Here is a 21,815-nt window from a genome sequence, read left to right on the forward strand (position 1 = left end):
CGCCAAATTTCTTGACGCTGATAGGGCAGTAAACGGGTTCTTTTATGAATATTCATTACAGTATTTTCCTATAAATACTGTAAACAACGCTGGGAAATTCTTAGAACCTATGTTCAAAAAAATTCTTAATAAAATCATATGATGTCAAAAAACGATTCAATCATCGCCCATTGGCTATTTATCAAATCACTCGGGTACATAAAGGATTACCTACTATCTTGGTTTATCTACCAATTACAAACCATATGATTTTATTAAGAATTTTTTGAATATTGGTTCTTAAACATTATTGAACATAGGTTCTTACAACTAAAGCGAAAAAATTGTGCTTATTTGGCTGCCTGAAAAATAAAAAATCCGAATTCCTTGTTATTGAAATTCGGATTTTTTATTCAGTTGGTTATCAGTAGTTGTTTACTAAACCAGCACATTCACATAATTCAAGCCAATACTGATTTGCGGTAAATCAATACCGGTGACTGCCAGCTTGAGGCGGCTTTTGGGCTGTGCATCAATGGGAATGCCGTTGACGCGGGCAACCAAGGGAATTCCCTCAATGCGCACCAAATCGTCGCGTAGCAATACAGCGGTCAGTTCATGCAGATTTTGTTGGCGGATATACACCAAACTCCAATAGCTTTCCATTTGTTTTTGAAAATCAGCATATTGGGTGTAAGCAGATTCAAAATCGCGCAAGGCAGCAAACAGCATTTCATCTTTCGGGGCGAAGCGCGGCGCATTGTTGGGGTCAATAATGCTTAATAATTGTTTTTGGTTGATGTAATCGGCGGCACGGCGCAGGGGCGAGGTGAACCAAGCGTAATGCTGTAAACCCAAGCCGATGTGCGGCTCAGATTGGGTACTCATGCGCACTTTGCCGGCAGGCTGCACGCGAAACAATGTGGGCAGTTCGGCATCGGCAAGCATTTTTGCCCAAGTGCTGTTTGCCAAAATCATCATTTCGCTTACCAATGTATCAATGGGTGAACCGCGTTCACGCACACTGATGTGCACTTCGTCGTTGTCGCCCAAATCAATGCTGTAATCAAATTGCGGTATGCGTTCAGGGTCATATTTGCCGCGCGCTTTTTGTTGGGCAATGGCAAAATCATACAGCCAATTCATTTCGTGTTGGTGGACGAATGCTTCGGTGTTTTCACGTGCTTGCTGCGGCTGAAATGTGGTTTCTATGGCTTGTATGCGCAGATTTTCGCTGATGTAAACGGTTTCAACGGCGTGGCGCAGGGAGATGATTTGATAAGCTACATCCACTTCGGCATACAGGCTCACGGCTGGGCGGTGTGCGCCTGCGTCCAAACTGAAAGCGGCAATCCATTGCGGCGGCAGCATGGTGATTTTGCCGCCCGGGTAGTAAACGGTGCTTTGACGGGTAAACACCCATGATTCCGCTGTGCTGTTGGCGGCGATTGCCAAAGACGGTGCGGCGATGTGAATGCCGATAATGTGGTTGCCATTGGGTAAATGCTGCAAACTGAGTGCATCGTCGATTTCGGTGGTGTCGGTGTCATCAATGGAAAAAGCACGTACTGCTGAGTCTGCTTGTGGCAATGCGGGCGGTATCGGCGGCGGGCAATCGCCGAAAGCAATTCCTTTCGGGAAATTTTTCAATAAAAAGCCATCAAGAAAATACTGCGGCAAAGAGGGAATAGCACCCGCGGCTTGCATGAGTGTAAACACCGATGTTTTTTGCTGTGCTGCCGCTTTACTCACGGCTTTGAAGGTGAGGCTTTGTTTGTCGGGTGTGTGCAGAATACGGGCGGCATCGGCGGCAATGGCTTCAGGCAGCCTGCCTTGGCTTAATTCGGCTGCCCATGCGTCAATTTGCGCTTCTTGGCAGCGTTTGCGTTCAGCTGCCGCCAAGGCTTGTTTCAGTATATCTGCGGGTGCGGCTTTGAATATGCCTTTGTTTTTTTTGTAGAAGTACATGGGTGCGGCATAGAGCGCAATGAAGGTTGCCGCTTGTTCAACGGTTTTTGGGTTGCCGCCGAAATATTCCCGCGCCGCGTCCTCGCCCGAAAATTCGTCTTCGCCGCACACTTCCCATAATAAATCAATGTCAATGGCGGCGGCTTCTTGCTGCGCGGTTTCTAAAAAGGTATTGAGTTCTTCGTTAAACGTTAAAAAAACATGATTGGTTTTGACTTTGGCGCGTTTGCCGTGCTGCGTGTCCACCAGATAAGTGGCATCGGTTTGCTGTACCACAACGGCAACTTTGAATTGACCGGATTCTTCGTAAAAAATGTGTTTGTTCATGGGGGTTTCTTGTGTCGGTTTCAGGCAGCCTGAACGGGGGAGAGTGCGGTATCGGTAAGGGTTTCGGTAAATAAATCAAATCCGCCCATTGTGAACAAGACAACGGGCGGCAAATAAATGAATAAGTAAGACTGTATCGCTTATTCTTCTGCTACGGGGCTAACCGTGCTGCGGTGTTGGTTGTTTTTTTCTTTGTATTTGATGACGGCGCGGTCTAATTTATCCATGAGCGCGTCAATGGCGGCATACATGTCGGCATTGTGTGCCTCTACGTGCAAATCTTTGCCGGCAACGTGCAAATTCACTTCGGCTTTTTTCTCTAATTTTTCCACAGACAATGTGATGGCAACAGAAATCACATTATCAATGTGACGGGTTACACGCTCTAATTTACCGGATACATATTCTTTGAGTGCATCGGTAACGTCGATGTTCAGTCCGGTGAAGGTTAGATTCATGATTGACTCCTTGATAATCGGCATGATTGCCGCGAAAAAGCCGTCTGAAAATTTCAGGCAGCCTGTGAATTTATTTTCGTAAATTGTATCACGTCTGATAAGCCGAATTTAATTGCTTTTTTTACGCACGTGGACGGGCGGAATGCCCATGGCTTCGCGGTATTTTGCAACCGTGCGCCGTGCGATGTTAATGCCTTGTTTTTCCAATTGTTGCATCAAAGCTGTGTCTGAAAAGGGTTTTTTCGGATTTTCATTTCGAATCAGATTTTCCAGCAAGGCTTTTACGGCGGTTTGGCTGCTGCCTTCATCGTTTTCATCGGCAGAAACTGCGTTGCTGAAAAAATAACGCAGCGCAAAAATACCTTGTGAACACGCCAAATATTTTTGATTCACTGCACGGGAAATGGTGGATTCCGCCAACTCCAGATCACGGGCAGCATCTTTGAGCAGTAAAGGCGATAAGCCCATTGCCCCAAAACTAAAAAAATCTTGCTGTTTGGTAACAATCCATTTGGACAAACGCATTAAGGTGTTTTCACGCATGGCAATGCTGTCGATGTGTGCTTGTGCTTCTTGAAATTTGGTTCTCAGGGCTTTATCAACGGAAGCGTCAGCCAGCCATTCGCTGTATTCCGAATGAAGGCGGATGTGCGGACGTTCGGCAAATAAAACTTCTGCTTGCCAGATGCCGTGTTTGTCTGGGCGCACCACCACGTCGGGGCGAATGTAATGTGTGGGTTCGTCATCGCCTAAGCCCGAAGAAGGATATGGGTTAAGCGAGGCAATCAAACGAATGGCTGCCTGAATTTGTTCATTGGTGTATTGCGGCAGCGCACGCTGCAATTGTTTTTGCTGAACACCGTTTTGCCATTTTCCCAAATGATGGCGTACTAAAATTTCCGCAAGGGCGTGGGTTGGTGTGTTTTCCTGCCTTGCCAGCTGTAATAATAACGATTCGGTTAAATCACGCGCACCGACACCCGGCGGATCGAATTGCTGCAGGGCGTGCAAAGCATGACTGAGCTGCGCTTCAGACAGATGCCATTCCAGCGGGGTATTGTCGGCAATATCGGCAAGGCTGTCTGCCAAATAACCATGTTCATCAAGGCTGTCGATGAGAACATGAATATGTGCGGCAGTGGTGTCGTCCAATCGGTGTTCGCACACCTGTTCATGAAGCATGGCGGATAAACCGGCGTTTGCCGCCATATTCTCCCACACGCTTTCGGCATCATCGCCGCTTAACATTTTGTATTCGCTGGGTTGGGTGTATTGCACTTGCGGCAAATCGTCGGCTTGTGGTTCGGTTTTCTCCAAAAAAGGATTGTCTGTCAACCATTTCTCCACAGCTTCTTCCAATTCCTGATTGGACATTTGCAACACGTTCAAAGACTGGCGTAAATGTTGGCTGAGCTTTTGTGTTTGCTTGAGTTTGATGTCAAGTTTGGCGGAAGTCATGTGTTTCTTATTGAATTAATATTCAAAATGCTCACCCAAATATACGGCGCGGACTTGGGCGTTTTGCACCAACTCTGCCGGCTGCCCGAAAGCCAGTACACTGCCTTGATTAATGATGTAAGCATGATCGCAAATTCTTAAGGTTTCGCGCACGTTGTGATCGGTGATTAACACACCGATACCGCGCTGTTTTAAAAACGCAATGATGTTTTGAATATCAATTACGGCAATGGGATCAACGCCGGCAAAGGGTTCGTCCAGTAAGATAAAACGCGGCTGCATCGCCAATACACGGGCAATTTCCACGCGGCGGCGTTCCCCGCCGGAAAGAGAGAGTGCTGCGTTGTTGCGCAGATGTTCAATGTGCAAATCCGCCAGTAAATCATTGAGTTTTTTTTCAATATCTTGTTGTTTTTTATTATTGATTTCCAAAATAGAGGCAATGTTTTGCGCCACGGTCATTTTTCGGAAAATCGAGGCTTCCTGCGGCAAATAGCCCAAGCCCAATTTAGCCCGCTTGTGTATCGGCAGATGACGAATTTCCGCACCGTCGAGCAAAATACTGCCGGCATCGGCGGCAATTAAGCCGACAATCATATAAAAGCTGGTGGTTTTACCCGCGCCGTTAGGACCTAACAAGCCCACCACTTCGCCGCCCGCCAAGTCCAAAGACACATCTTTCACCACTTGGCGGTTTTTAAAACTTTTTTGTAAACCGCGGACACACAGGCGGCTGTTGGAAACGGTGTTGTTAGTCATCTGGTTATGATGTTTTTGCAATCAAAGTAATTTTATAAGATTGTCATAATATCAAATTATTCAAGCAAAGAATAATCAAAACATATGGGTGCGGCTAATGAAATGAAAGATTGGAGAGAAAAGCCGGTGAATGGGACAGATATGGCTATATGTAAGACGCAGGCAATCAGATACCACCGATGCCTGTTTGCGCGGGCGGCACAATACGAAGAGGCTGCTTAGAGCAGGGAATATACATTCAGAATTAATCAGAAAGTAACGAACTCAGTACTTACGTTTTCTTTCTGTTATGAGATGAACAAGCCCTGAGCTCACTTCAGCCCATTCTCTGTCTAGTATTGAGTAGTAAACCGTATCGCGATAGCGCCCATCATGCATTAAGGTATGTGAACGCAGTATACCATCTCGTTTCGCGCCAATCTTTTCAAGTGCTCCGCAGGATTGGAGGTTCGCATTATCAGTCTTGAATTCTATACGATGTGCGTCAAGCACTTCAAAGCCGTATTTCAACATAAGATACTTAACGATGTTATTAAGACCTTTTCCGTGATATTCTTGGGCTAACCAAGTCCACCCAATCTCAATCCGTCGATCCTTTGTAGATATATTCCCAAAGCTAGAACTGCCAATAATAGTTCCACTGCCTTTTAAGCAGATTGCGAAAGAATAGCGTTTACCAGCCTCTCGGTCAGAAACGGCTCGCGCGACGTAGTTACAAACCTCGTCCTTGTTTGAGAGGGCTTCTGTTGTATATTTCCAAATAAGAGGGTCTGTTACTGAGTTGATAACCTGTTCAGCATCCTGCTTCGCCCAGGATCTAAGTACAACCCCAAAAGCCTCTAAAACAATATCGGTATTAAAATCAATCATATTGACCCCTTTCTTGGTTGATGAAACTTTGAAGCTATTACGCGCTCTAGATTACTACCGTATGAGTGGCAAAGTTTTCCTCTCCGTAGAGAAACTATGCCACCATGTCCAGGTCGTGAACCTCGGCAGAGGTGGCTTTTAAACTGTAACAATGAAAGATCGGAAAGAAAAGTAGGTGAATGGAATCAATACACAAAGTGAAACACACAAATTAAGCGAATGATGTCGATGTTTGCGGTATGGGGCGGTGCAGCACCAAGCGGCTGCCTGAAACAAGGGCGGTTACATTTTTTTTTGTTGGTGGTCTTGAATGAGTTTTTGGTACACCGCATCAGGAACATAGCGGCGGATAATGGTTTGCCAGTTATCCGGTCCCACCATGCCTTTGACCATGGTGGACGATACTTCTGCAAATTCGCGCGGCGGCATCAGCAAAACCGTTGAAATATTTGGCTGCAAATCGTGGTTAATGTAGCGCATGGCGCGTTCATATTCGTAGTCGGAAGCGGTGCGTATGCCGCGCACCACGTATGCCGCGCCCAAACTTTTCGCGTAGTTTACTAAAAATTGGTTTGTAAATGTGCCGATGCGGACATTGGGAAATTCGGCGGTAATCGTGCGCAACATGGTTTCGCGTTCGGTTACGCTGTAGGTGGCTTTTTTGTCGGGATTTACCCCAATGGCAACAATCAACTCGTCAAATAAGGCTTGTGCTTCGCGAATCATCCACAAATGACCGTTGGTGGGCGGATCAAAGCTGCCTGCATACACGGCGCGGCGGATTGGGCGATCACTCATCAGCGTTTTTCCAGAATAGCCGAACCGATGGAATAACCGGCTCCGAAACTGCACAATACGCCCAAGTCGCCGTTTTGCAAATCGGCTTGATGCAAGTGCAGAGCGATGATTGAACCGGCGGAGCTGGTGTTGGCGTAGCGGTCTAAAATAAGCGGTGCTTCTTCTTCGGTGGCATCACGCCCCAATACGCGGCGGCTGATGAGTTCATTCATGGCTCTGTTGGCTTGGTGCAGCCAAAAGCGTTTGATGTTTTGCGGGCTGATGTTTTGCGCACTCAAATGATGCGTGATGTGTTCACTCACGGCAGGGCAAACTTCTTTAAACACTTTTCGCCCTTGCTGAATAAACAATTTGTCAGCTGAGAGCGGGTCGTTGCCGATTTCACAGCGATTTAAAAAACCAAAATTACTGCGAATATTATTGGAAAATTGAGTCCATAATTGGGTGCTGAGGACGTTAAATCCCAGCCCTGCCGCTGCCAAATCATTGCGTTCAAGCACAATGGCAGTAGCGGCATCGCCGAAAATAAAATGACTGTCGCGCTCGCGGTAATTGAGCTGCGCCGAACACATTTCTGCATTAACAATCAACACACGGGTGGCAGAGCCGCTTTTTATCGCATCGGCGGCGGTTTGCAAGCCAAAGGTGGCAGAAGAACAAGCCACGCTCATGTCAAAAGCAAAACCGCCTGCACCCAAAGCGGCTTGAATTTCCACTGAAATTGACGGATACGGACGCTGCATATTGGAATTGGCAACCAATACCATGTCAATATCACTGCCGTGCAAACCAGCTTTCGCCAAGGCTTGATTGGCAGCGGCGATGCCGATTTCCGCGTGTAAAGACAGTTCATCATCAGAGCGTTTCACAAATTGCGGGCGCATTATATCGGGGTTCAAAATGCCGTCTTTTTCCAGTACAAAACGGCTGTGAATGCCCGATGCTTTGTCAATGAAATCGGCAGACGATTCCGATAAGGCTTTCAGGCTACCTGAAGCAATGCTTTCGGCGTTCTCGGCATTGTATCGGCGGACATATTGATTGAATGAATCAACCAGTTCATCGTTGCTGATGGAAAAAGGCGGGGTGTATAAACCGGTGGCACTGAGGACAACATGGCGATCTGGCATGGGTTTGCTCCTTGGTTTTTCAGGCAGCCTGAAAATATGGCTTGCTGAAATAAAAAACCACTGAACTAAACAGCGGTTTTTATGGATAAATGGCTAATTCAATTCTTTAATTTCAACCACTGGGTAAACATCATACGGTTCTTCCGTGCATCTGATTTGATAAGTTTTGTTCGCCTCAAATTTGCCTTTTACCGGAAATCCAAGCCATTCTTTTTTACAAAAAACAACGATTTCCTCGCGCGGACCAATCAATTCCGCTTCGGTAACAAATTTTCCGTCCCAATTGCGGATAGCCGTTTCTTGCCCACCTTGCCATTTCCAAAACCTAAATGGGTCAGGTCCGTTGGTAAGCAATTTAACGCGGTTTTCATCGGAAGGCTTGAATTGATTGACATCATTATTCGGACTGGCTTCAATGGCAACTATCTTATATCGCCCTTTTGGCAGCAATTCACAATAAACATTATAGGTTTTGCCCAATTGTAAATCTTGTTTCAGAAAACCTGACCCAAAGGATCTTGAGCGGCTGTCCTCTTTCTCACATCTTACCCAAGCACGGCTTGGCACGGGGTAAGCCAGAATTTCTTTATGATATTTGTCGGTTACCGACAGTGCCACGAAAGCGGGCATGTAATTATTGTATTGGTCCTTATCTTGTGCTACCAAACGAACCGGCTGAACACCCGGCGGCATGCCGTCAATATACGTGCCTTTGGGATGCAACCTTGCCAGCTCGGCAGTTGAACAAGCCGCCAAAAAAATCACCGCACCCATTGCGACGATAAAGCCGCGCATTAAATTTTGTACTCTCATCTTGCTTCTCCAAACGCCATTAAACACTGTACGCAATATCATTGCCATGCGGACAAATACGCCAATATTTTAACGTTAGACGCAACATAATATTGTTTTTCCCACATAAACAAACACGGCAAACCGCGTTGGCACACCAAAAAACCCGATACCATAACGAATTGCCGTGCCGCTCATTTCTGCACTCCGAATATTTTATTTCTTCAACTCTTTCGCCAAATACAGCCATGTTTCAATGACAGTGTCGGGATTGAGCGAAATGGTTTCGATGCCTTCTTCCACCAGCCATTTGGCAAAGTCAGGGTGATCGGACGGACCTTGACCACAGATGCCAATGTATTTGTTGTGTTTTCGGCAGGCTTGAATGGCCAAATGCAGCATGACTTTAACGGCGGGGTCGCGTTCATCGAAAGTGGCGGCAATCGGTCCGCCGCTGTCGCGGTCCACGCCCAAAGTGAGCTGGGTCATGTCGTTTGAACCGATAGAGAAGCCGTCGAAATATTTCAGGAATTGCTCTGCCAGCAGCGCATTGGTTGGCACTTCACACATCATAATCAAGCGCAAGCCGTTTTTGCCGCGCTCCAAGCCGTTTTCTTTCAGCGCGTTCAGCACACCTTCGGCTTCTGCCAAAGTGCGCACAAATGGAATCATGATTTCAACGTTGGTTAAACCCATTTCATCGCGGACACGTGAGAGGGCGCGGCATTCCAGTGCAAAACAGTCTTTGAAGTCTTCGGATACATAGCGCGCCGCACCGCGGAAGCCCAGCATCGGATTTTCTTCGTGCGGTTCATACAGATTACCGCCGATGAGGTTGGCGTATTCATTGGATTTAAAATCCGACATACGCACAATCACTTTTTTCGGATATACCGCTGCCGCCAAAGTAGCAACGCCTTCCGTGATTTTATCAATATAGAAATCAACGGGAGAAGCATAGCCAACGATGCGGGCGGCAATGGTATTTTTCAACTCGGTGTCTTGGCGGTCGAATTCCAGCAAGGCTTTGGGGTGGATGCCGATTTGGCGGTTGATAATGAATTCCATGCGAGCCAAACCAATGCCTTCGTTGGGCAAACCGGCAAAGCTGAATGCCAGTTCGGGGTTGCCAACATTCATCATGATTTTGGCGGGTGCGGCTGGCATGTTGTCCAGAGCCAAATCCACCACATCAACTTTCAGCAATCCGTCGTACACCAAACCGGTATCACCTTCTGCGCAGGATACGGTAACTTCTTGGCTGTCTTTTAAAATTTCAGTGGCATTGCCGCAGCCAACCACGGCGGGAATGCCCAGTTCACGTGCGATAATGGCGGCGTGGCACGTACGACCGCCACGGTTGGTAACAATGGCGGTGGCACGTTTCATGACCGGCTCCCAATCGGGATCGGTCATGTCGGTTACCAACACATCACCGGCTTTAACGCTGTCCATTTCATCGGCGTTTTGAATCAAGCGCACTTTGCCTTGGCCGATTTTTTGCCCAATGGCGCGGCCTTCCACCAATACCGAAGATTTGTTTTCAATGCGGTAGCGGCGCAGGGTTTTGTTGCGGTCTTCCTGCGATTTTACGGTTTCCGGACGTGCCTGCAAGATATAGAGCTTGCCGTCCATGCCGTCACGACCCCATTCGATGTCCATCGGGCGGCCGTAATGTTCTTCAATAATCAGCGCGTATTTTGCCAGCTCAGTTACTTCTTTGGGCGTAATTGAAAATTGTTTGCGCTCGTTTTCATCAACGTCCACGGTTTTAACGGATTTGCCCGCTTGTGCCTCGTCGGTGAAAATCATTTTAATCAGTTTTGAACCCATGGTTTTGCGCAAAATTGCGGGGCGGTTGGCGCGCAATGTGGGTTTGTGTACATAAAATTCATCGGGATTTACCGCGCCTTGCACCACGGTTTCACCCAAGCCGTAAGACGCCGTGATGAATACCACTTGGTCAAAACCGGATTCGGTGTCCATGGTGAACATAACACCGGCGGTTCCGCTGTCGGAACGCACCATGCGCTGCACCCCCGCAGACAAAGCCACCACATCGTGGGCAAAGCCTTTGTGTACGCGGTAGGAAATGGCACGGTCGTTGTATAACGAAGCGAATACGTGGTGCATGGCTTCTTTAACATTGTCCACGCCTTGAATATTTAAGAATGTTTCCTGCTGGCCGGCAAATGAAGCATCGGGCAGGTCTTCAGCCGTTGCTGAAGAACGCACGGCAACCGAAATTTGGTCTGTTCCCGCGTCTGCCACCATCTTCGCCCAAGCTGTTTGAATATCGGCCTCCAATGCAGGCGGGAACGGGGTATCCAATACCCATTGGCGAATTTCCTTGCCGACACGCGCAAGTTCGGTAACGTTGTCCACGTCCAATTGCGCCAATGCTTGGCTGATGCGTTCGCTCAAGCCTTCATGCGCCAGAAATTGACGGTACGCATCTGCCGTGGTGGCGAATCCGCCCGGCACACGCACGCCTTTTTCAGTCAGTTGAGAAATCATTTCACCTAATGATGCGTTTTTACCGCCAACGCTTTCCACATCGGTCATACGGAGGTTTTCAAACCAAATGACGTTATTGCCAGCCATGTTCTTTGTCCAAGTATCAAAAAGTGGTAAAAATTTAGGCTGTCATTGTATCGGTTTGAGGCTGAACTGTCATTGTTTTTTGCTTTTGCGACAAGTGGTTTGAATCGGTTTTAAAGGCAGCCCCGAAAGTTGGAAATAATAAGCGTTTTGTTGGCTATTCGGCTTTCAGGCAGCCTGAATTTGTTTTTATTGATTATGTGTGTTTCACGCTATAATACGAACAAAGAAATAATTGATGAAATTCATGAAGGTTAAAACAATGAAAGGTTTACGCATCATATTCTCGGCAGCACTTTTGCTTTTGTCTGCGAGTATCTGGGCGCAGCGCACGGTTCCGGCAGATATGCGTGTGGCGGTGTTGGAAGCATCGCGCGGCCGTGAGGTTGTTTTGCGCAAGGCAACTTGGAGTCCAATACAAACCTTGAGTTTCAATTTGCTGGGCAGCGACAGGCAAACCTATCCCATCAATGCCGCCGTTCGGGTGCGCAACGAAAAAAACCTGTTTGAACCCTATGGCCGTTTGGTGAAATACTCAGGCAAAACCGTTGCCGTGCGTTTCGACAACCAAAACCGCATCAATGAGATTTGGATACTCACCGACAAAGAGCGTGCTGATTTGAAGGATCGAGCCAAAGAACAAGAGCAAATCACCCCGCGCTGATTTCCTGTTTTTACTGCACCTTGCGCCATTTTTCTGCCAAATGGCGCATTTGCTGTTTTTAGTTGTTGTTTTAATGTGAACAAAAAATCCATGAAAAAAGTTTTTATCCGTACCTTTGGCTGCCAAATGAATGAATATGACAGCGAAAAAATGCTGTCGGTGCTGGCAAATGGGCATGACACGCAACAAACCGATAACCCGGAAGAAGCCGACATTATTTTATTTAACACGTGTTCGGTGCGCGAGAAAGCGCAGGAAAAAGTATTTTCCGATTTGGGCAGGGTAAAAGATTTAAAAAATAAGAATCCGCAGTTAATTATTGGTGTGGGCGGGTGTGTGGCATCGCAGGAAGGTGAAGCCATTATCAAACGTGCGCCTTATGTTGATGTGGTGTTTGGTCCGCAAACCTTGCACCGATTGCCGCAAATGATTGCGGATAAAGAAACCACCGGTTTGTCGCAAGTGGATATTTCGTTTCCCGAAATTGAAAAATTCGATCACTTGCCGCCGGCGCGGGTGGACGGCGGCGCGGCATTTGTGTCCATTATGGAAGGCTGTTCCAAATACTGTAGTTTTTGCGTGGTGCCTTATACGCGCGGCGAAGAATTTTCACGTCCGCTCAACGATGTATTAACCGAAATCGCCCATTTGGCACAGCAAGGTGTCAAAGAAATTAATTTATTGGGGCAAAATGTCAATGCTTATCGCGGCGATATGGACGGCGGCGTGTGTGATTTTGCCGCACTGCTGCGCATTGTTCACGAAATTCCCGGCATTGAGCGGCTGCGCTTCACCACCAGCCACCCGCGCGAGTTTTCCGATGCCATTATTGAGTGTTACCGCGATTTGCCCAAACTGGTATCGCATTTACATTTACCCATTCAATCCGGTTCAGATCGTGTGTTGGCAGCAATGAAACGCGGCTATACCGCTTTGGAATACAAATCCATTGTGCGCAAATTGCGTAAATTCCGACCTGACTTGTGCTTGAGTTCTGATTTTATTGTTGGTTTCCCCGGTGAAACCGAGCAGGAATTTGAACAGACTTTAAAACTGGTTAAAGACATTGCGTTTGATTTGAGTTTTGTATTTATTTACAGTCCGCGCCCGGGCACACCTGCCGCCAATTTGCCCGATGATACGCCTCATGCCGAAAAAGTACGTCGCTTGGAAGCCTTAAACGAAGTGATTGAAGCCGAAACCGCACGCATCAACCAAACCATGCTGGGCAGTGTGCAGCGGTGTTTGGTGGAAGGCATTTCCAAAAAAGATCCCGACCAATTGCAAGCGCGTACTGCCAATAATCGTGTGGTGAATTTCACGGGAAAACCCGAGCTGATTCACCAAATGGCGGAACTGGAAATCACCGAGGCTTATACGTTTTCGCTGCGCGGCAAGTTGGTTTGCTTGCCGTTGTAATAAAGTTTCAAATGACGCGAGGCATCTTTTACTTCAACGCCTTGAGTAAGCAACCACCTAAGGAACTCGCTCTGCTTCACCACTCAATCCTTCCTAAATCGTTGAATATAGGTATACATCAAACAAAAATGTTTAAACAATCAAGCAGAATTTAAACTTTTTTGTATAAAAACAGGCTGCCTGAAAATTCAGGCAGCCTGTTTTGATTACTATAGCTGTACTATTATTTTTTCAAAAAAGAAAACATAGCCTATTCAGCAGATTTCAGATAATTAGCCGTAATTTTTCTGGCTAGTCGTTTTGAAAAATTTAATAGTTCAGCTATACATTACCGCATGGCTTTTAATGCTGCTTTTGCCAAAAAACCCGAACGGGTTTCGTGGTGTGCGCTGACATAGTCATCAACCCGTGCCAGCAGATATTCAGGCCAACTGACATTAAAACGCAATTGCCGGGTGTTGAGTTTATCCAAATCCACTTCTGCGACTGCCCAGATTGCGTCGGCATAATCGGGATTTTGTTTTAACACATCAATGGCGGTAGGCTGAATGCCGTGAAATTCGGCATCTTCCAACAGCCCCTCAACATGAAACACAATCGCTTCTTTGGCATTGGCAACCGCTTCTTCCAAAGTGTCGCCCGCCGAAAATGCACCCGGAACATCAGGTATGGTTACGCCGTAGGCAGTGCCTGTTTCATGGTGGATAACCAAGGGGATTAACATCATAAAACTCCTTTTTGAATGTTTTTCATCTCTTCACTTTCAGGTTTAAAACAACGAGGCTGCGCCTCGCTGTTTTTTATTTCCAGCCAGCTTGTTTAAAAATGCTGTGGATTGTGCCGATTGGCAAATCCTTTTTCGGGTGCGGTACGGTAACGCGTCTTGTTTTGCTGTCGTGTTTAAACTGCTCATGACTGCCACGCTTACCCACCGAATACCAACCGTCTGCTTTCAACCGCTTGATGATTTCATCGCTGGTCATATTGCTGCTCCTGAAAGTCAGAGAATATTACTGCTTTATTTGTGTGTATTTTTACACAACAATTAAACCTTGTAAACTTTGCTAAATAATTTGTGTATTTTTACACATTTATTTTTACCCTGGTGTAGCCGTTGTCATTGGCTATGATAGCTATCTTATTGGCAGGGTACGGGTAAAAAGTAAATGCTGTTGGTCATTGAAAACAGATAACGGGAAACAGCCTTTGAATGGATATTGGCAGATTGATTTATGCCCAGACTTTTTCGATGCTGTCTTTTAAAATGCCCACGAGCGGATCGTGTTCGTATTCGTTGGCATAGATAAAACCCAGCTCGATTTGCTGTTTGGGAAAATCCAATATATGAATGTTTTTGCCTTGAGCAATGCCATCTTCAGCGTCGTGTAGCGGCACTAAGGCGATGCCGATTTGTGCGGCAACCAAGTCAATAATGGTGGCTTGCTGATCACAAATCACGGAGCGCGGCGGATTGAGGCGGTAGTCGTGCCATAATTTTGTGCCTTGCCGGCGGCTGCCTGAAGCCTCTGACATCTCAATCCATGGATAATTATTCAGGCTTTTGGGTAAATTGCTTTCCAAATCAGCACTGAATTCATTGGCGCAAATCAACACATAATCAATGGATTCCAAGAAAATACAGCGCACGCTGCGATAGGGGTTGTTGCCTAGAAAAAAACCGCCGTGCAGTTCCTTTTTGCGGATTTGATTGATGAGATGACCGCTTAAACCGTGGTGATAATTGAGTTTGACATGCGGATGCTGTCTGAAAATATCTTGAGTGAGCGCGGCAATTTTGTGTCCGGGCAAAGGGTAAATCAAGCCCAATTCAATTTGATTGGCGTATTGTTCGGATAAGCTGGAAGCAAAGCGATCAAGCTGGTGCATGTGTTGTAAGAGTGCCTCGGCATGGGGTAGAAATGCTTCACCGCTACGGGTGAGCGTCATGCCTTGTGCATTGCGCTCAAACAACACAATGTCCAGATTTTTTTCAATGGCTTTAATTTGAGCCGATACGGCAGGCTGCGACAAACACAAAGTTTCTGCGGCGTGGGTCAAATTGCCTTGATGTGCGACTGCCACGAAACTTTTGAGTTGATTTAAATCCATGTTTGCCGCTCTTTGTGCATTGTGGTTTGAGGTATGTTTATATCAGCCAGCCGGTGGGGGTAATTGATTTATCGTCCAATAAATTCATAATTCCCATTATCAAGCGGAAAACATACCAAACAAAAACGGCAGCCAGCACCAAAAAACCAATTAAAATCAAGCACAAAATACCGCCAATCAAAGCACCTGCCAATGCTACCCAAAAGGTACGGATTAAAAATTGCATGTGATCATGATAAATCGTACCGCGCATTTCATCGCGTTTCACATAGGCAATGATAACGCCGACAAACGGGGTAATGGCGGTAAAAAGGCCCAAAGCAAACATGGCATAGGCAATAATGGTGAATATTTTTTGTTGCTGCTGAGGATTTTTAGCAGGGGCAATTTGCGTATTTTGCGTATTTTGTGCGTTGGTGTTTTCGGTTTCATTGCTCGCAACAGCTTGTGTATCAGCATTTTCGGCTTCATTGCTCGCGATAGCTTGTGTATCGGTGTTTTCAGTTTCATTGCTCATGACAGCTTCCCAAAATAGTTTTAGAGGTTTTAATTATCGGCTGAATTGTTGCCTGCAACAAGGATTTTCAGGGTTAAAACTGCGTAAAAAATAATGGCGAAAAAAAACAAAATACGCCAGAATAACTGCGATTCATTTTTTCAGGCAGCCTCAACCAATGCTCAGTTACCGCCACGCTTTTCACGCCGGCAATCATGCCGATGTGTTAAAGCATTTTTGTTTGTTTGCCGTTTTGACGTATTTTAATCAAAAAGACAAACCCTATTGGTATATCGATACCCATGCCGGCGCGGGATTATATGACCTGCACGATGAGAAAGCACAAAAAATAGGCGAATACCAAAACGGCATCGCCCGCGTATTGGCACACCACGGGCTGCCTGAAGATTTGACTGCGTTTACAAGCTACCTGAAACAGGCTGTGCCGGACATGAACGTGCATTACTGCGGGTCTCCGTGGCTGGCGCAGGCACTGGTGCGCCGCGATGACCGCTTGCGTTTGTTTGAATTGCACCCAACAGATTATGCTTTGTTGAATCAAAACATGCAGGAAAGCAGGGCGGCAAAACGAACACAAATTATTCACGGCGATGGATTTAAAGGTTTGTTGTCTTTATTGCCGCCGCCCACGCGCCGTGCCGTGGTGTTAATTGATCCGCCGTATGAGTTGAAACAAGATTATTCGGCGGCGGTGCAAACTTTACAAGCAGCATTAAAAAAATTTGCCGGCGGCTGTTATTTACTGTGGTATCCGATGCTCAGCCGCACAGAGTCTATTGGGCTGCCTGAAAAGCTGAAAAAACTGTCGCCTGCATCGTATGTACATGCCCAATTGCAGGTAAACCGCCCGCGGGCAGACGGTTTGGGTATGCACGGCAGCGGTATGTTTATTATCAATCCGCCTTATACTTTGGTACAAATCTTGCGTGAAGTGCTGCCGATATTGACGGCTGTTTTGGCGCAGGACAGCGGCGCGGTATGGCATTTGGATGGCAAAGCCGTTTGATTGCAGATTCTCGGTATCGGCGGTTTTTTAAACCCGTGCCGCTGGGATTAAACCGATTTCTGTGGCAAGATAGGAAAGTAAAGTAAGCAGTTGCTTAGATTAATGATGATTTATCGGAAGGAAAAATAATGTTAGGTAAAGGCGGTTTGGGTGGTTTGATGAAACAAGCCCAGCAAATGCAAGAACGCATGAAAAAAGCCCAAGAGGATTTGGGCAATGTTGAAGTGCAGGGTGAATCGGGTGCGGGTATGGTTAAGGTGGCAATGACCTGCCATTACGGCGTGAAACGCATTCAAATTGACGACAGCCTATTGGCTGATGCGGCAGACGACAAAGAGATGCTGGAAGATTTAATCGCCGCTGCTGTGAACGATGCTGTTCGCAAAGCGGAATCAACCACAAACGAGCGCATGGCGCAGTTTACGCAAGGTTTTAATTTACCGCCGGGCATGGGTGATTTTTTTAAATAATTTAAATAAACCGCAAGATGCAAAAACACCGATTTAAATTTGGCTTTGATTTAAAGTATCCAATTTTAATCGGTGTTTTTTGTGAAGCGGGGAATGGCGGTAAAAAGTAAAAACTTTTCAGGCAGCCATTCTTTTCAGGCAGCCGCTTTTTTAATGATGCCGAGCATCAATCAGTGATTTGCCACATTTGCCAGTGAACCGCCGATGCTTTTGGGCAGAACACGTGGCGCAGCGGCTTTCATGCCGCGTTCGGTACGCACTTTGGCAATGAGTTGATCAACGGTATTCATGGCAGAGTCAAGGTCGTGCATTTTGACTTGGTATTTGCCGCCGATAATCAACAGGGGCGTGGCACTGATGGCGTATTGTTTGGTGATGTCTTGCATGCGTCTGGCTTGAACCGGGTTATTCAGTGAATGGTAGGCACTCAAAACAGGGGCGAATCCATTTTGTCTTGCAGCCCATGATTCAAATGTTTTGGGGTCGGCAAGGTTGACTTTCTGCTCAAACATGGCATTGAAAATCACAGGGTTGGCTTGGGTTTTGGTGTTGCTGCTGTTAACGGCGGCGGCAATGCGTGCCAGATTCAGCATGTTGTTGTCCCAAACCACGTGTTCGGTGCGTAAGTAAGTATCCGATGCAAATGATTTGCTGTGTTTGAGTAAAATGGGGTCGAGGTTGTAACAGTGGATACAGCTGTAGGAAAAGAATTCCAGCACCTCAATTTTGCTGTTGTCGGTTTGCGGTATTGTTTGCTTCAATACGGTGTAATCTGTGCCTTCGGTTAAGGCGTAGGCAAAATTGCCGGTAAATAAAAGGGAAGCGGCTAATGCCAAAGCGGTTTTTTTCATGTGTTTCAATCCTTAATGAGTGGTTTATGTATGTGGTTTATGGTGCGGTGCGCATCAGTGAATCAATATTGTTTTGCTGCAATTGTTTATTGATGGTATCGGCTTGCCGGCGATTCATCGGTGCGGTTTCTACTCGGTAAACGGCAGAACCGTTTACTTGGCTGCTTTTAATGTGTGTGTCCACGCCGAGTATGGCCAGTTTGGCGCGTTGGCTGTCTGCTGATTTTTCGTCTTTAAATGAACCCAGTTGCAGCAATACACGTGAAACGGCGGCTTTTTCGGTGTTTTTTGCAGCCGTTTCTGTTGCTGTTTTTTCTGTTGCTTTTGCTGCGGTTTCTTTTTCTGCTTTCTCTGCTGCCGCTTTTTGCGCTTTTTCCAAGCTGCCGCTGTTTAATATGGATTCGGGCGACACAGTTTCGGGTGTGTTTTTGGCAGCGGGTTTAACAATGGGCTTGGCGGTTTTTTCCAACGGTGATGAAGCTGTCTGTGCGGTGGGTTTATCGGTTGATGTATTCGGTGTTTCATTGGGTTGTTGGTCAATAAAGCTGCCCAATACATCAGAAGAGGCAGACGCAGACGCATTGCCGCGAATAATTTCCGGTGTAAAAATCAGCGGAATATTGTTTTGCGGCGTTAAAATTTCCGGCGGCGATTCGGATTCGGCTGGTGTGGCGGCAGGCTGTTTGAAGTGAGTGGGATTTTGATTGATGTACCACAATACACCGCCAATCACGATAACCGCCAGCAACAAACCCACGACAAAGCCGATTAGCCCTTTGCTGCCGGCATGATTTGGCTGTGCGGCGGTTTGTCTTTTGTTGGGTTGCTTTTTTTTCATACTGTTGGCAGAGAAAATAATGTGGCATTCTAGCAAAATCAGTGTGATTGTGCGAAAACGGCGGTTAAGTTTTCCGGATTTTGCACAAAAACAAATTTCATAAAATGGCTTTATCGTCGTTGTATTGAATGGCAGAATGATTTTGTGTTGGCGCGGTGTCAATCATGGCGGCGGTCATGGTTTTAAAAGTGAACTGTAACAGCAGTCGGCGAAAATGAGTAATCACTTATATAATAGTCGCCAAACAATAACAGAAATAATAAATAAGGCTGCCTGAAACACCATGAATATTTTAATTTGTAATGACGATGGCTATTTGGCATACGGTTTGGCGGTTTTGGCGCGGGTGGCGGGTGAATTTGCCAATGTGCGGGTGGTTGCGCCCGAGCGGGATCGCAGCGGCGTGAGTAATTCGCTGACGCTGGATCGTCCCTTGCGTTTGCGCCAAGCGGAAAATGGTTTTTACTTTGTGAGCGGTACGCCCACCGATTGTGTGCATTTGGCACTGTATGCCATGCCCGACTTTAAACCCGATTTAATGCTCTCAGGTATCAATCACGGCGCGAATATGGGTGATGACACGCTGTATTCAGGCACGGTAGCAGCGGCAACGGAAGCCTATTTATTGGGTATTCCCGCTTTGGCGTTTTCACTGAACGACAAGCAAAACCGTTATTGGACAACGGCGGAACAAGTGGTGTGGCGCATGTTGGAAAAATTTTTGTGCCAAGTACCGAGTGAACCGATGTTGTGGAACATCAATATTCCCGCCGTGCCGCCCGAAAATGTGCGTGGCTGCCGCATCACGCGGCTGGGACGGCGGCATCATGCCCAATCAGTGGTGCCGACAAGAAGTCCGCGCGGTGAACCGATGTATTGGATTGGTCCTGCCGGTGATGCGGCAGACCGTGAGCGCGGCACGGATTTTGCCGAAAACGAAGCCGGATTTGTAACCGTTACCCCGTTGCAAATGGATTTGACCGATTATCGGCAAACCGACGCTGTATCTGCGTTTTGGCAGGATTTGAACGCATGAGCTTAACCCGACACGGACGCGGTGCAGACTATGAATTGCGGCGTATTCGCATGGTGGCGCGTTTGGCGCAAATGGGCATACACCGCGCCGAAGTTTTGAGTGCGCTGGCAAGTGTGCCGCGCCATTTGTTTGTGGAAGAAGCCTTGCGTTCGCGCGCTTATGATGACACGGCATTGCCTTTGGGTTTGGGGCAAACCATTTCCCAGCCTTACACCGTGGCGATAATGACGCAGCTGCTACTGGGTGAAGGGCCGATTAATCGCTTGCGGCGGGTATTGGAAATCGGCACGGGCTGCGGTTACCAAACAGCGGTGTTGCAGATGCTGTGGCTGCCTGAAATCTATTCGGTGGAACGTTTGCGCCTGTTGCATGAACGCGCCAAACGGCATTTGCGGGCAGTGCGTTCGGCTTCGGCACCGCGGCTGGTGTGCGGCGACGGTTATTTGGGACTGCCTGAACGAGCACCGTTTGACGGTATTGTGATTACCGCCGCGCCCGGTCAGATTCCGGTGCCGCTGTTGCAGCAGCTGGCGGTGGGCGGGCGCATGGTTTTGCCGCTGTCTGAAGGCAATACCCAGTTTTTATGGGTGATTGATAAAACGACAGACGGTTATCGGGAAACCTGTGTACAGGAAGCCTTATTTGTGCCGCTGGTGAGCGATGCTTAATGTTTCGGGATGCGGGCTGATGACGAAAATAAATGGCCGTTTCCGTGTGTTGTGTTCAAATTCGGGTGCGGGTCAATTTGTCGGACTGCGTGGATTGTTTTATGATAGTGTCTATTCGATTGATGTGCGGTGTGATTGTTTTAATACGATAAGGTAATGACGATGTTGAAAAAAAATTATGTTTATTGGATTGGGTCTGGTTTGGCAATGGCATTGAGTGCCTGCTCTTGGTTAAAACAAGATCCCGCGCCCACACAATCCGGTACCGACGGCAGTTATCAAACACCGGAAACCACAGCAACGCCCGGGTATGACAATACAGCACCCTATACACCGGGTGTTGCGGCAGCACAGGCAACAGCGGTTGTGCCGCAGGCTGCCGGGCAATACGCATCGGTGGACGTGCGCGCCGCATCGCATACCGTGGTGAAAGGCGACACGGTTTACAACATTGCCAAACGCTATCAAATTACCCAAGAACAATTGCGTTCGTGGAACAGTGTGGGTGAGGATAATAATATCAGCTTGGGTCAAACCTTGCGGGTGAAACCGGCAGGCTATGTTGCGCCTGCTGTTGCCGCCGTTGTGCCTGCGGTGCAACAACCTGCGGTAACGGTTACGCCTGTGCCGGTTGTACCTGCGCCTGTTGTGCCGGCAAGCACTGTTGCTGTTCCTGCCAAACCCGCCGCCGCGGGTGCAACCCGTTCGGTCAGCGGCATTGAGTGGCAGCGTCCCACTGCCGGCAAGGTATTGCAGGAATTCAGCGGCAGCACCAAAGGCATTGACATCGGCGGCACTTTGGGGCAGCCGATTTATGCGGCGGCAGACGGCAAAGTGGTGTACAGCGGCTCGGGTTTACGCGGCTATGGCAATTTGATTATTTTGCAACACAACCAAACCTATTTGACGGCATACAGCCACAATCAAAGTTTGTTGGTGAAAGAGAATCAACAAGTGAAGCGCGGTCAGCAAATTGCCACCATGGGCAACAGCGATGCCAAGCGCACGCAGCTGCATTTTGAATTGCGTGAAAACGGTACACCGATGGATCCGAGCAGATTTTTACCGATGTAGCAGCGGCACAATCAAAATACTGA

The 21,815-nt window shown here is 47.4% G+C and carries 23 protein-coding genes; 7 read left to right on the forward strand and 16 right to left on the reverse strand.

Features of this window, described 5'->3' with window-relative positions:
- Positions 1-417: 417 nt before the first annotated feature.
- The 9 genes from Q384_RS05925 to ppsA form a co-directional block, all read right to left on the reverse strand.
- Positions 418-2,274 (reverse strand): ribonuclease catalytic domain-containing protein, encoded by a 1,857-nt coding sequence (locus Q384_RS05925; RefSeq protein ID WP_037586555.1) that lies wholly within the window; start codon positions 2,272-2,274, stop codon positions 418-420.
- A gap of 140 nt (positions 2,275-2,414) precedes the next feature.
- Positions 2,415-2,732, reverse strand: coding sequence for a ribosome hibernation-promoting factor, HPF/YfiA family (gene hpf / locus Q384_RS05930; RefSeq protein WP_037586556.1), 318 nt, complete (start codon positions 2,730-2,732; stop codon positions 2,415-2,417).
- Between the two features lie 108 nt (positions 2,733-2,840).
- Complete coding sequence (gene rpoN, locus Q384_RS05935) at positions 2,841-4,190, reverse strand: RNA polymerase factor sigma-54 (RefSeq protein WP_037586557.1); 1,350 nt, start codon at positions 4,188-4,190, stop codon at positions 2,841-2,843.
- Positions 4,191-4,205: 15 nt separating this feature from the next.
- On the reverse strand, positions 4,206-4,949 hold the full coding sequence (gene lptB / locus Q384_RS05940) for an LPS export ABC transporter ATP-binding protein (protein ID WP_037586558.1): 744 nt from the start codon (positions 4,947-4,949) through the stop codon (positions 4,206-4,208).
- 264 nt (positions 4,950-5,213) lie between these two features.
- Complete coding sequence (locus Q384_RS05945; RefSeq protein ID WP_037586559.1) at positions 5,214-5,819, reverse strand: GNAT family N-acetyltransferase; 606 nt, start codon at positions 5,817-5,819, stop codon at positions 5,214-5,216.
- 282 nt (positions 5,820-6,101) lie between these two features.
- A complete protein-coding gene (gene coaD, locus Q384_RS05950) occupies positions 6,102-6,617 on the reverse strand; it encodes a pantetheine-phosphate adenylyltransferase (RefSeq protein WP_037586560.1) in 516 nt (171 codons plus the stop codon).
- Entirely contained in the window at positions 6,617-7,747 is a 1,131-nt protein-coding gene (locus Q384_RS05955; protein WP_037586561.1) for a beta-ketoacyl-ACP synthase III, read from the reverse strand. The genes coaD and Q384_RS05955 overlap by 1 nt, the downstream gene beginning before the upstream one ends.
- A gap of 93 nt (positions 7,748-7,840) precedes the next feature.
- Entirely contained in the window at positions 7,841-8,560 is a 720-nt protein-coding gene (locus Q384_RS05960) for a hypothetical protein (protein ID WP_037586562.1), read from the reverse strand.
- Between the two features lie 195 nt (positions 8,561-8,755).
- On the reverse strand, positions 8,756-11,143 hold the full coding sequence (gene ppsA / locus Q384_RS05965) for a phosphoenolpyruvate synthase (RefSeq protein ID WP_037586563.1): 2,388 nt from the start codon (positions 11,141-11,143) through the stop codon (positions 8,756-8,758).
- Positions 11,144-11,402: 259 nt separating this feature from the next.
- On the opposite strand from ppsA, the gene Q384_RS05970 reads away from it, so the two are divergent.
- On the forward strand, positions 11,403-11,804 hold the full coding sequence (locus tag Q384_RS05970) for a hypothetical protein (RefSeq protein WP_156956472.1): 402 nt from the start codon (positions 11,403-11,405) through the stop codon (positions 11,802-11,804).
- Between the two features lie 90 nt (positions 11,805-11,894).
- Positions 11,895-13,223, forward strand: coding sequence for a tRNA (N6-isopentenyl adenosine(37)-C2)-methylthiotransferase MiaB (miaB, locus tag Q384_RS05975; protein WP_037586564.1), 1,329 nt, complete (start codon positions 11,895-11,897; stop codon positions 13,221-13,223).
- 328 nt (positions 13,224-13,551) lie between these two features.
- Here miaB and Q384_RS05980 read toward each other — a convergent pair whose 3' ends face one another.
- The 4 genes from Q384_RS05980 to Q384_RS05995 form a co-directional block, all read right to left on the reverse strand.
- Positions 13,552-13,950 (reverse strand): type II toxin-antitoxin system HicB family antitoxin, encoded by a 399-nt coding sequence (locus tag Q384_RS05980; protein ID WP_342665981.1) that lies wholly within the window; start codon positions 13,948-13,950, stop codon positions 13,552-13,554.
- Between the two features lie 73 nt (positions 13,951-14,023).
- On the reverse strand, positions 14,024-14,206 hold the full coding sequence (locus tag Q384_RS05985; protein WP_037586566.1) for a type II toxin-antitoxin system HicA family toxin: 183 nt from the start codon (positions 14,204-14,206) through the stop codon (positions 14,024-14,026).
- 247 nt (positions 14,207-14,453) lie between these two features.
- Positions 14,454-15,332 (reverse strand): LysR family transcriptional regulator, encoded by an 879-nt coding sequence (locus Q384_RS05990; protein ID WP_037586567.1) that lies wholly within the window; start codon positions 15,330-15,332, stop codon positions 14,454-14,456.
- Between the two features lie 37 nt (positions 15,333-15,369).
- Positions 15,370-15,849: a DUF4870 family protein gene (locus Q384_RS05995; protein ID WP_245608516.1), complete on the reverse strand. Its 480-nt coding sequence runs from the start codon at positions 15,847-15,849 to the stop codon at positions 15,370-15,372.
- A 157-nt stretch (positions 15,850-16,006) separates the two neighbouring features.
- Between Q384_RS05995 and Q384_RS06000 the strand changes: the two genes are divergently transcribed.
- Positions 16,007-16,855 carry a 23S rRNA (adenine(2030)-N(6))-methyltransferase RlmJ gene (locus Q384_RS06000; RefSeq protein WP_037586568.1) on the forward strand — a complete coding sequence of 283 codons (849 nt, stop codon included), beginning with the start codon at positions 16,007-16,009 and terminating at the stop codon, positions 16,853-16,855.
- Between the two features lie 128 nt (positions 16,856-16,983).
- Positions 16,984-17,325 (forward strand): YbaB/EbfC family nucleoid-associated protein, encoded by a 342-nt coding sequence (locus Q384_RS06005; RefSeq protein WP_037586569.1) that lies wholly within the window; start codon positions 16,984-16,986, stop codon positions 17,323-17,325.
- Between the two features lie 170 nt (positions 17,326-17,495).
- Here Q384_RS06005 and Q384_RS06010 read toward each other — a convergent pair whose 3' ends face one another.
- The 3 genes from Q384_RS06010 to Q384_RS14280 form a co-directional block, all read right to left on the reverse strand.
- Positions 17,496-18,176 carry a thiol:disulfide interchange protein DsbA/DsbL gene (locus tag Q384_RS06010; RefSeq protein WP_037586570.1) on the reverse strand — a complete coding sequence of 227 codons (681 nt, stop codon included), beginning with the start codon at positions 18,174-18,176 and terminating at the stop codon, positions 17,496-17,498.
- A gap of 37 nt (positions 18,177-18,213) precedes the next feature.
- Positions 18,214-19,014 carry an SPOR domain-containing protein gene (locus tag Q384_RS06015; RefSeq protein ID WP_037586571.1) on the reverse strand — a complete coding sequence of 267 codons (801 nt, stop codon included), beginning with the start codon at positions 19,012-19,014 and terminating at the stop codon, positions 18,214-18,216.
- 97 nt (positions 19,015-19,111) lie between these two features.
- Positions 19,112-19,240, reverse strand: coding sequence for a hypothetical protein (locus tag Q384_RS14280; RefSeq protein WP_281174506.1), 129 nt, complete (start codon positions 19,238-19,240; stop codon positions 19,112-19,114).
- Between the two features lie 57 nt (positions 19,241-19,297).
- On the opposite strand from Q384_RS14280, the gene surE reads away from it, so the two are divergent.
- The 3 genes from surE to Q384_RS06030 all read left to right on the forward strand — a co-directional run bounded on the left by surE (position 19,298) and on the right by Q384_RS06030 (position 21,792).
- Positions 19,298-20,050 (forward strand): 5'/3'-nucleotidase SurE, encoded by a 753-nt coding sequence (gene surE / locus Q384_RS06020; RefSeq protein ID WP_037586572.1) that lies wholly within the window; start codon positions 19,298-19,300, stop codon positions 20,048-20,050.
- On the forward strand, positions 20,047-20,718 hold the full coding sequence (locus Q384_RS06025) for a protein-L-isoaspartate(D-aspartate) O-methyltransferase (RefSeq protein WP_037586573.1): 672 nt from the start codon (positions 20,047-20,049) through the stop codon (positions 20,716-20,718). The genes surE and Q384_RS06025 overlap by 4 nt, the downstream gene beginning before the upstream one ends.
- 162 nt (positions 20,719-20,880) lie before the next feature.
- Positions 20,881-21,792: a peptidoglycan DD-metalloendopeptidase family protein gene (locus Q384_RS06030; protein ID WP_037586574.1), complete on the forward strand. Its 912-nt coding sequence runs from the start codon at positions 20,881-20,883 to the stop codon at positions 21,790-21,792.
- Positions 21,793-21,815 lie beyond the last annotated feature (23 nt).

This window comes from Stenoxybacter acetivorans DSM 19021, from assembly GCF_000745895.1.
GTDB lineage: Bacteria > Pseudomonadota > Gammaproteobacteria > Burkholderiales > Neisseriaceae > Stenoxybacter > Stenoxybacter acetivorans.

What these genes read in the sequence shown, in the direction of transcription:
- lptB (WP_037586558.1), bottom strand. Translation starts at nt 4,949, where the DNA reads ATGACTAACAACACCGTTTCCAACAGCCGCCTGTGTGTCCGCGGTTTA.
- rpoN (WP_037586557.1), bottom strand. Translation starts at nt 4,190, where the DNA reads ATGACTTCCGCCAAACTTGACATCAAACTCAAGCAAACACAAAAGCTC.
- Q384_RS05960 (WP_037586562.1), bottom strand. Translation starts at nt 8,560, where the DNA reads ATGAGAGTACAAAATTTAATGCGCGGCTTTATCGTCGCAATGGGTGCG.
- Q384_RS06005 (WP_037586569.1), top strand. Translation starts at nt 16,984, where the DNA reads ATGTTAGGTAAAGGCGGTTTGGGTGGTTTGATGAAACAAGCCCAGCAA.
- Q384_RS06010 (WP_037586570.1), bottom strand. Translation starts at nt 18,176, where the DNA reads ATGAAAAAAACCGCTTTGGCATTAGCCGCTTCCCTTTTATTTACCGGC.
- Q384_RS05990 (WP_037586567.1), bottom strand. Translation starts at nt 15,332, where the DNA reads ATGGATTTAAATCAACTCAAAAGTTTCGTGGCAGTCGCACATCAAGGC.
- Q384_RS05995 (WP_245608516.1), bottom strand. Translation starts at nt 15,849, where the DNA reads ATGAGCAATGAAACTGAAAACACCGATACACAAGCTATCGCGAGCAAT.
- Q384_RS05945 (WP_037586559.1), bottom strand. Translation starts at nt 5,819, where the DNA reads ATGATTGATTTTAATACCGATATTGTTTTAGAGGCTTTTGGGGTTGTA.
- Q384_RS06025 (WP_037586573.1), top strand. Translation starts at nt 20,047, where the DNA reads ATGAGCTTAACCCGACACGGACGCGGTGCAGACTATGAATTGCGGCGT.
- miaB (WP_037586564.1), top strand. Translation starts at nt 11,895, where the DNA reads ATGAAAAAAGTTTTTATCCGTACCTTTGGCTGCCAAATGAATGAATAT.
- Q384_RS05985 (WP_037586566.1), bottom strand. Translation starts at nt 14,206, where the DNA reads ATGACCAGCGATGAAATCATCAAGCGGTTGAAAGCAGACGGTTGGTAT.
- Q384_RS05925 (WP_037586555.1), bottom strand. Translation starts at nt 2,274, where the DNA reads ATGAACAAACACATTTTTTACGAAGAATCCGGTCAATTCAAAGTTGCC.
- Q384_RS05980 (WP_342665981.1), bottom strand. Translation starts at nt 13,950, where the DNA reads ATGATGTTAATCCCCTTGGTTATCCACCATGAAACAGGCACTGCCTAC.
- surE (WP_037586572.1), top strand. Translation starts at nt 19,298, where the DNA reads ATGAATATTTTAATTTGTAATGACGATGGCTATTTGGCATACGGTTTG.
- Q384_RS06030 (WP_037586574.1), top strand. Translation starts at nt 20,881, where the DNA reads ATGTTGAAAAAAAATTATGTTTATTGGATTGGGTCTGGTTTGGCAATG.
- Q384_RS05970 (WP_156956472.1), top strand. Translation starts at nt 11,403, where the DNA reads ATGAAAGGTTTACGCATCATATTCTCGGCAGCACTTTTGCTTTTGTCT.
- Q384_RS05955 (WP_037586561.1), bottom strand. Translation starts at nt 7,747, where the DNA reads ATGCCAGATCGCCATGTTGTCCTCAGTGCCACCGGTTTATACACCCCG.
- coaD (WP_037586560.1), bottom strand. Translation starts at nt 6,617, where the DNA reads ATGAGTGATCGCCCAATCCGCCGCGCCGTGTATGCAGGCAGCTTTGAT.
- hpf (WP_037586556.1), bottom strand. Translation starts at nt 2,732, where the DNA reads ATGAATCTAACCTTCACCGGACTGAACATCGACGTTACCGATGCACTC.
- Q384_RS06015 (WP_037586571.1), bottom strand. Translation starts at nt 19,014, where the DNA reads ATGAAAAAAAAGCAACCCAACAAAAGACAAACCGCCGCACAGCCAAAT.
- ppsA (WP_037586563.1), bottom strand. Translation starts at nt 11,143, where the DNA reads ATGGCTGGCAATAACGTCATTTGGTTTGAAAACCTCCGTATGACCGAT.
- Q384_RS06000 (WP_037586568.1), top strand. Translation starts at nt 16,007, where the DNA reads ATGCTCAGTTACCGCCACGCTTTTCACGCCGGCAATCATGCCGATGTG.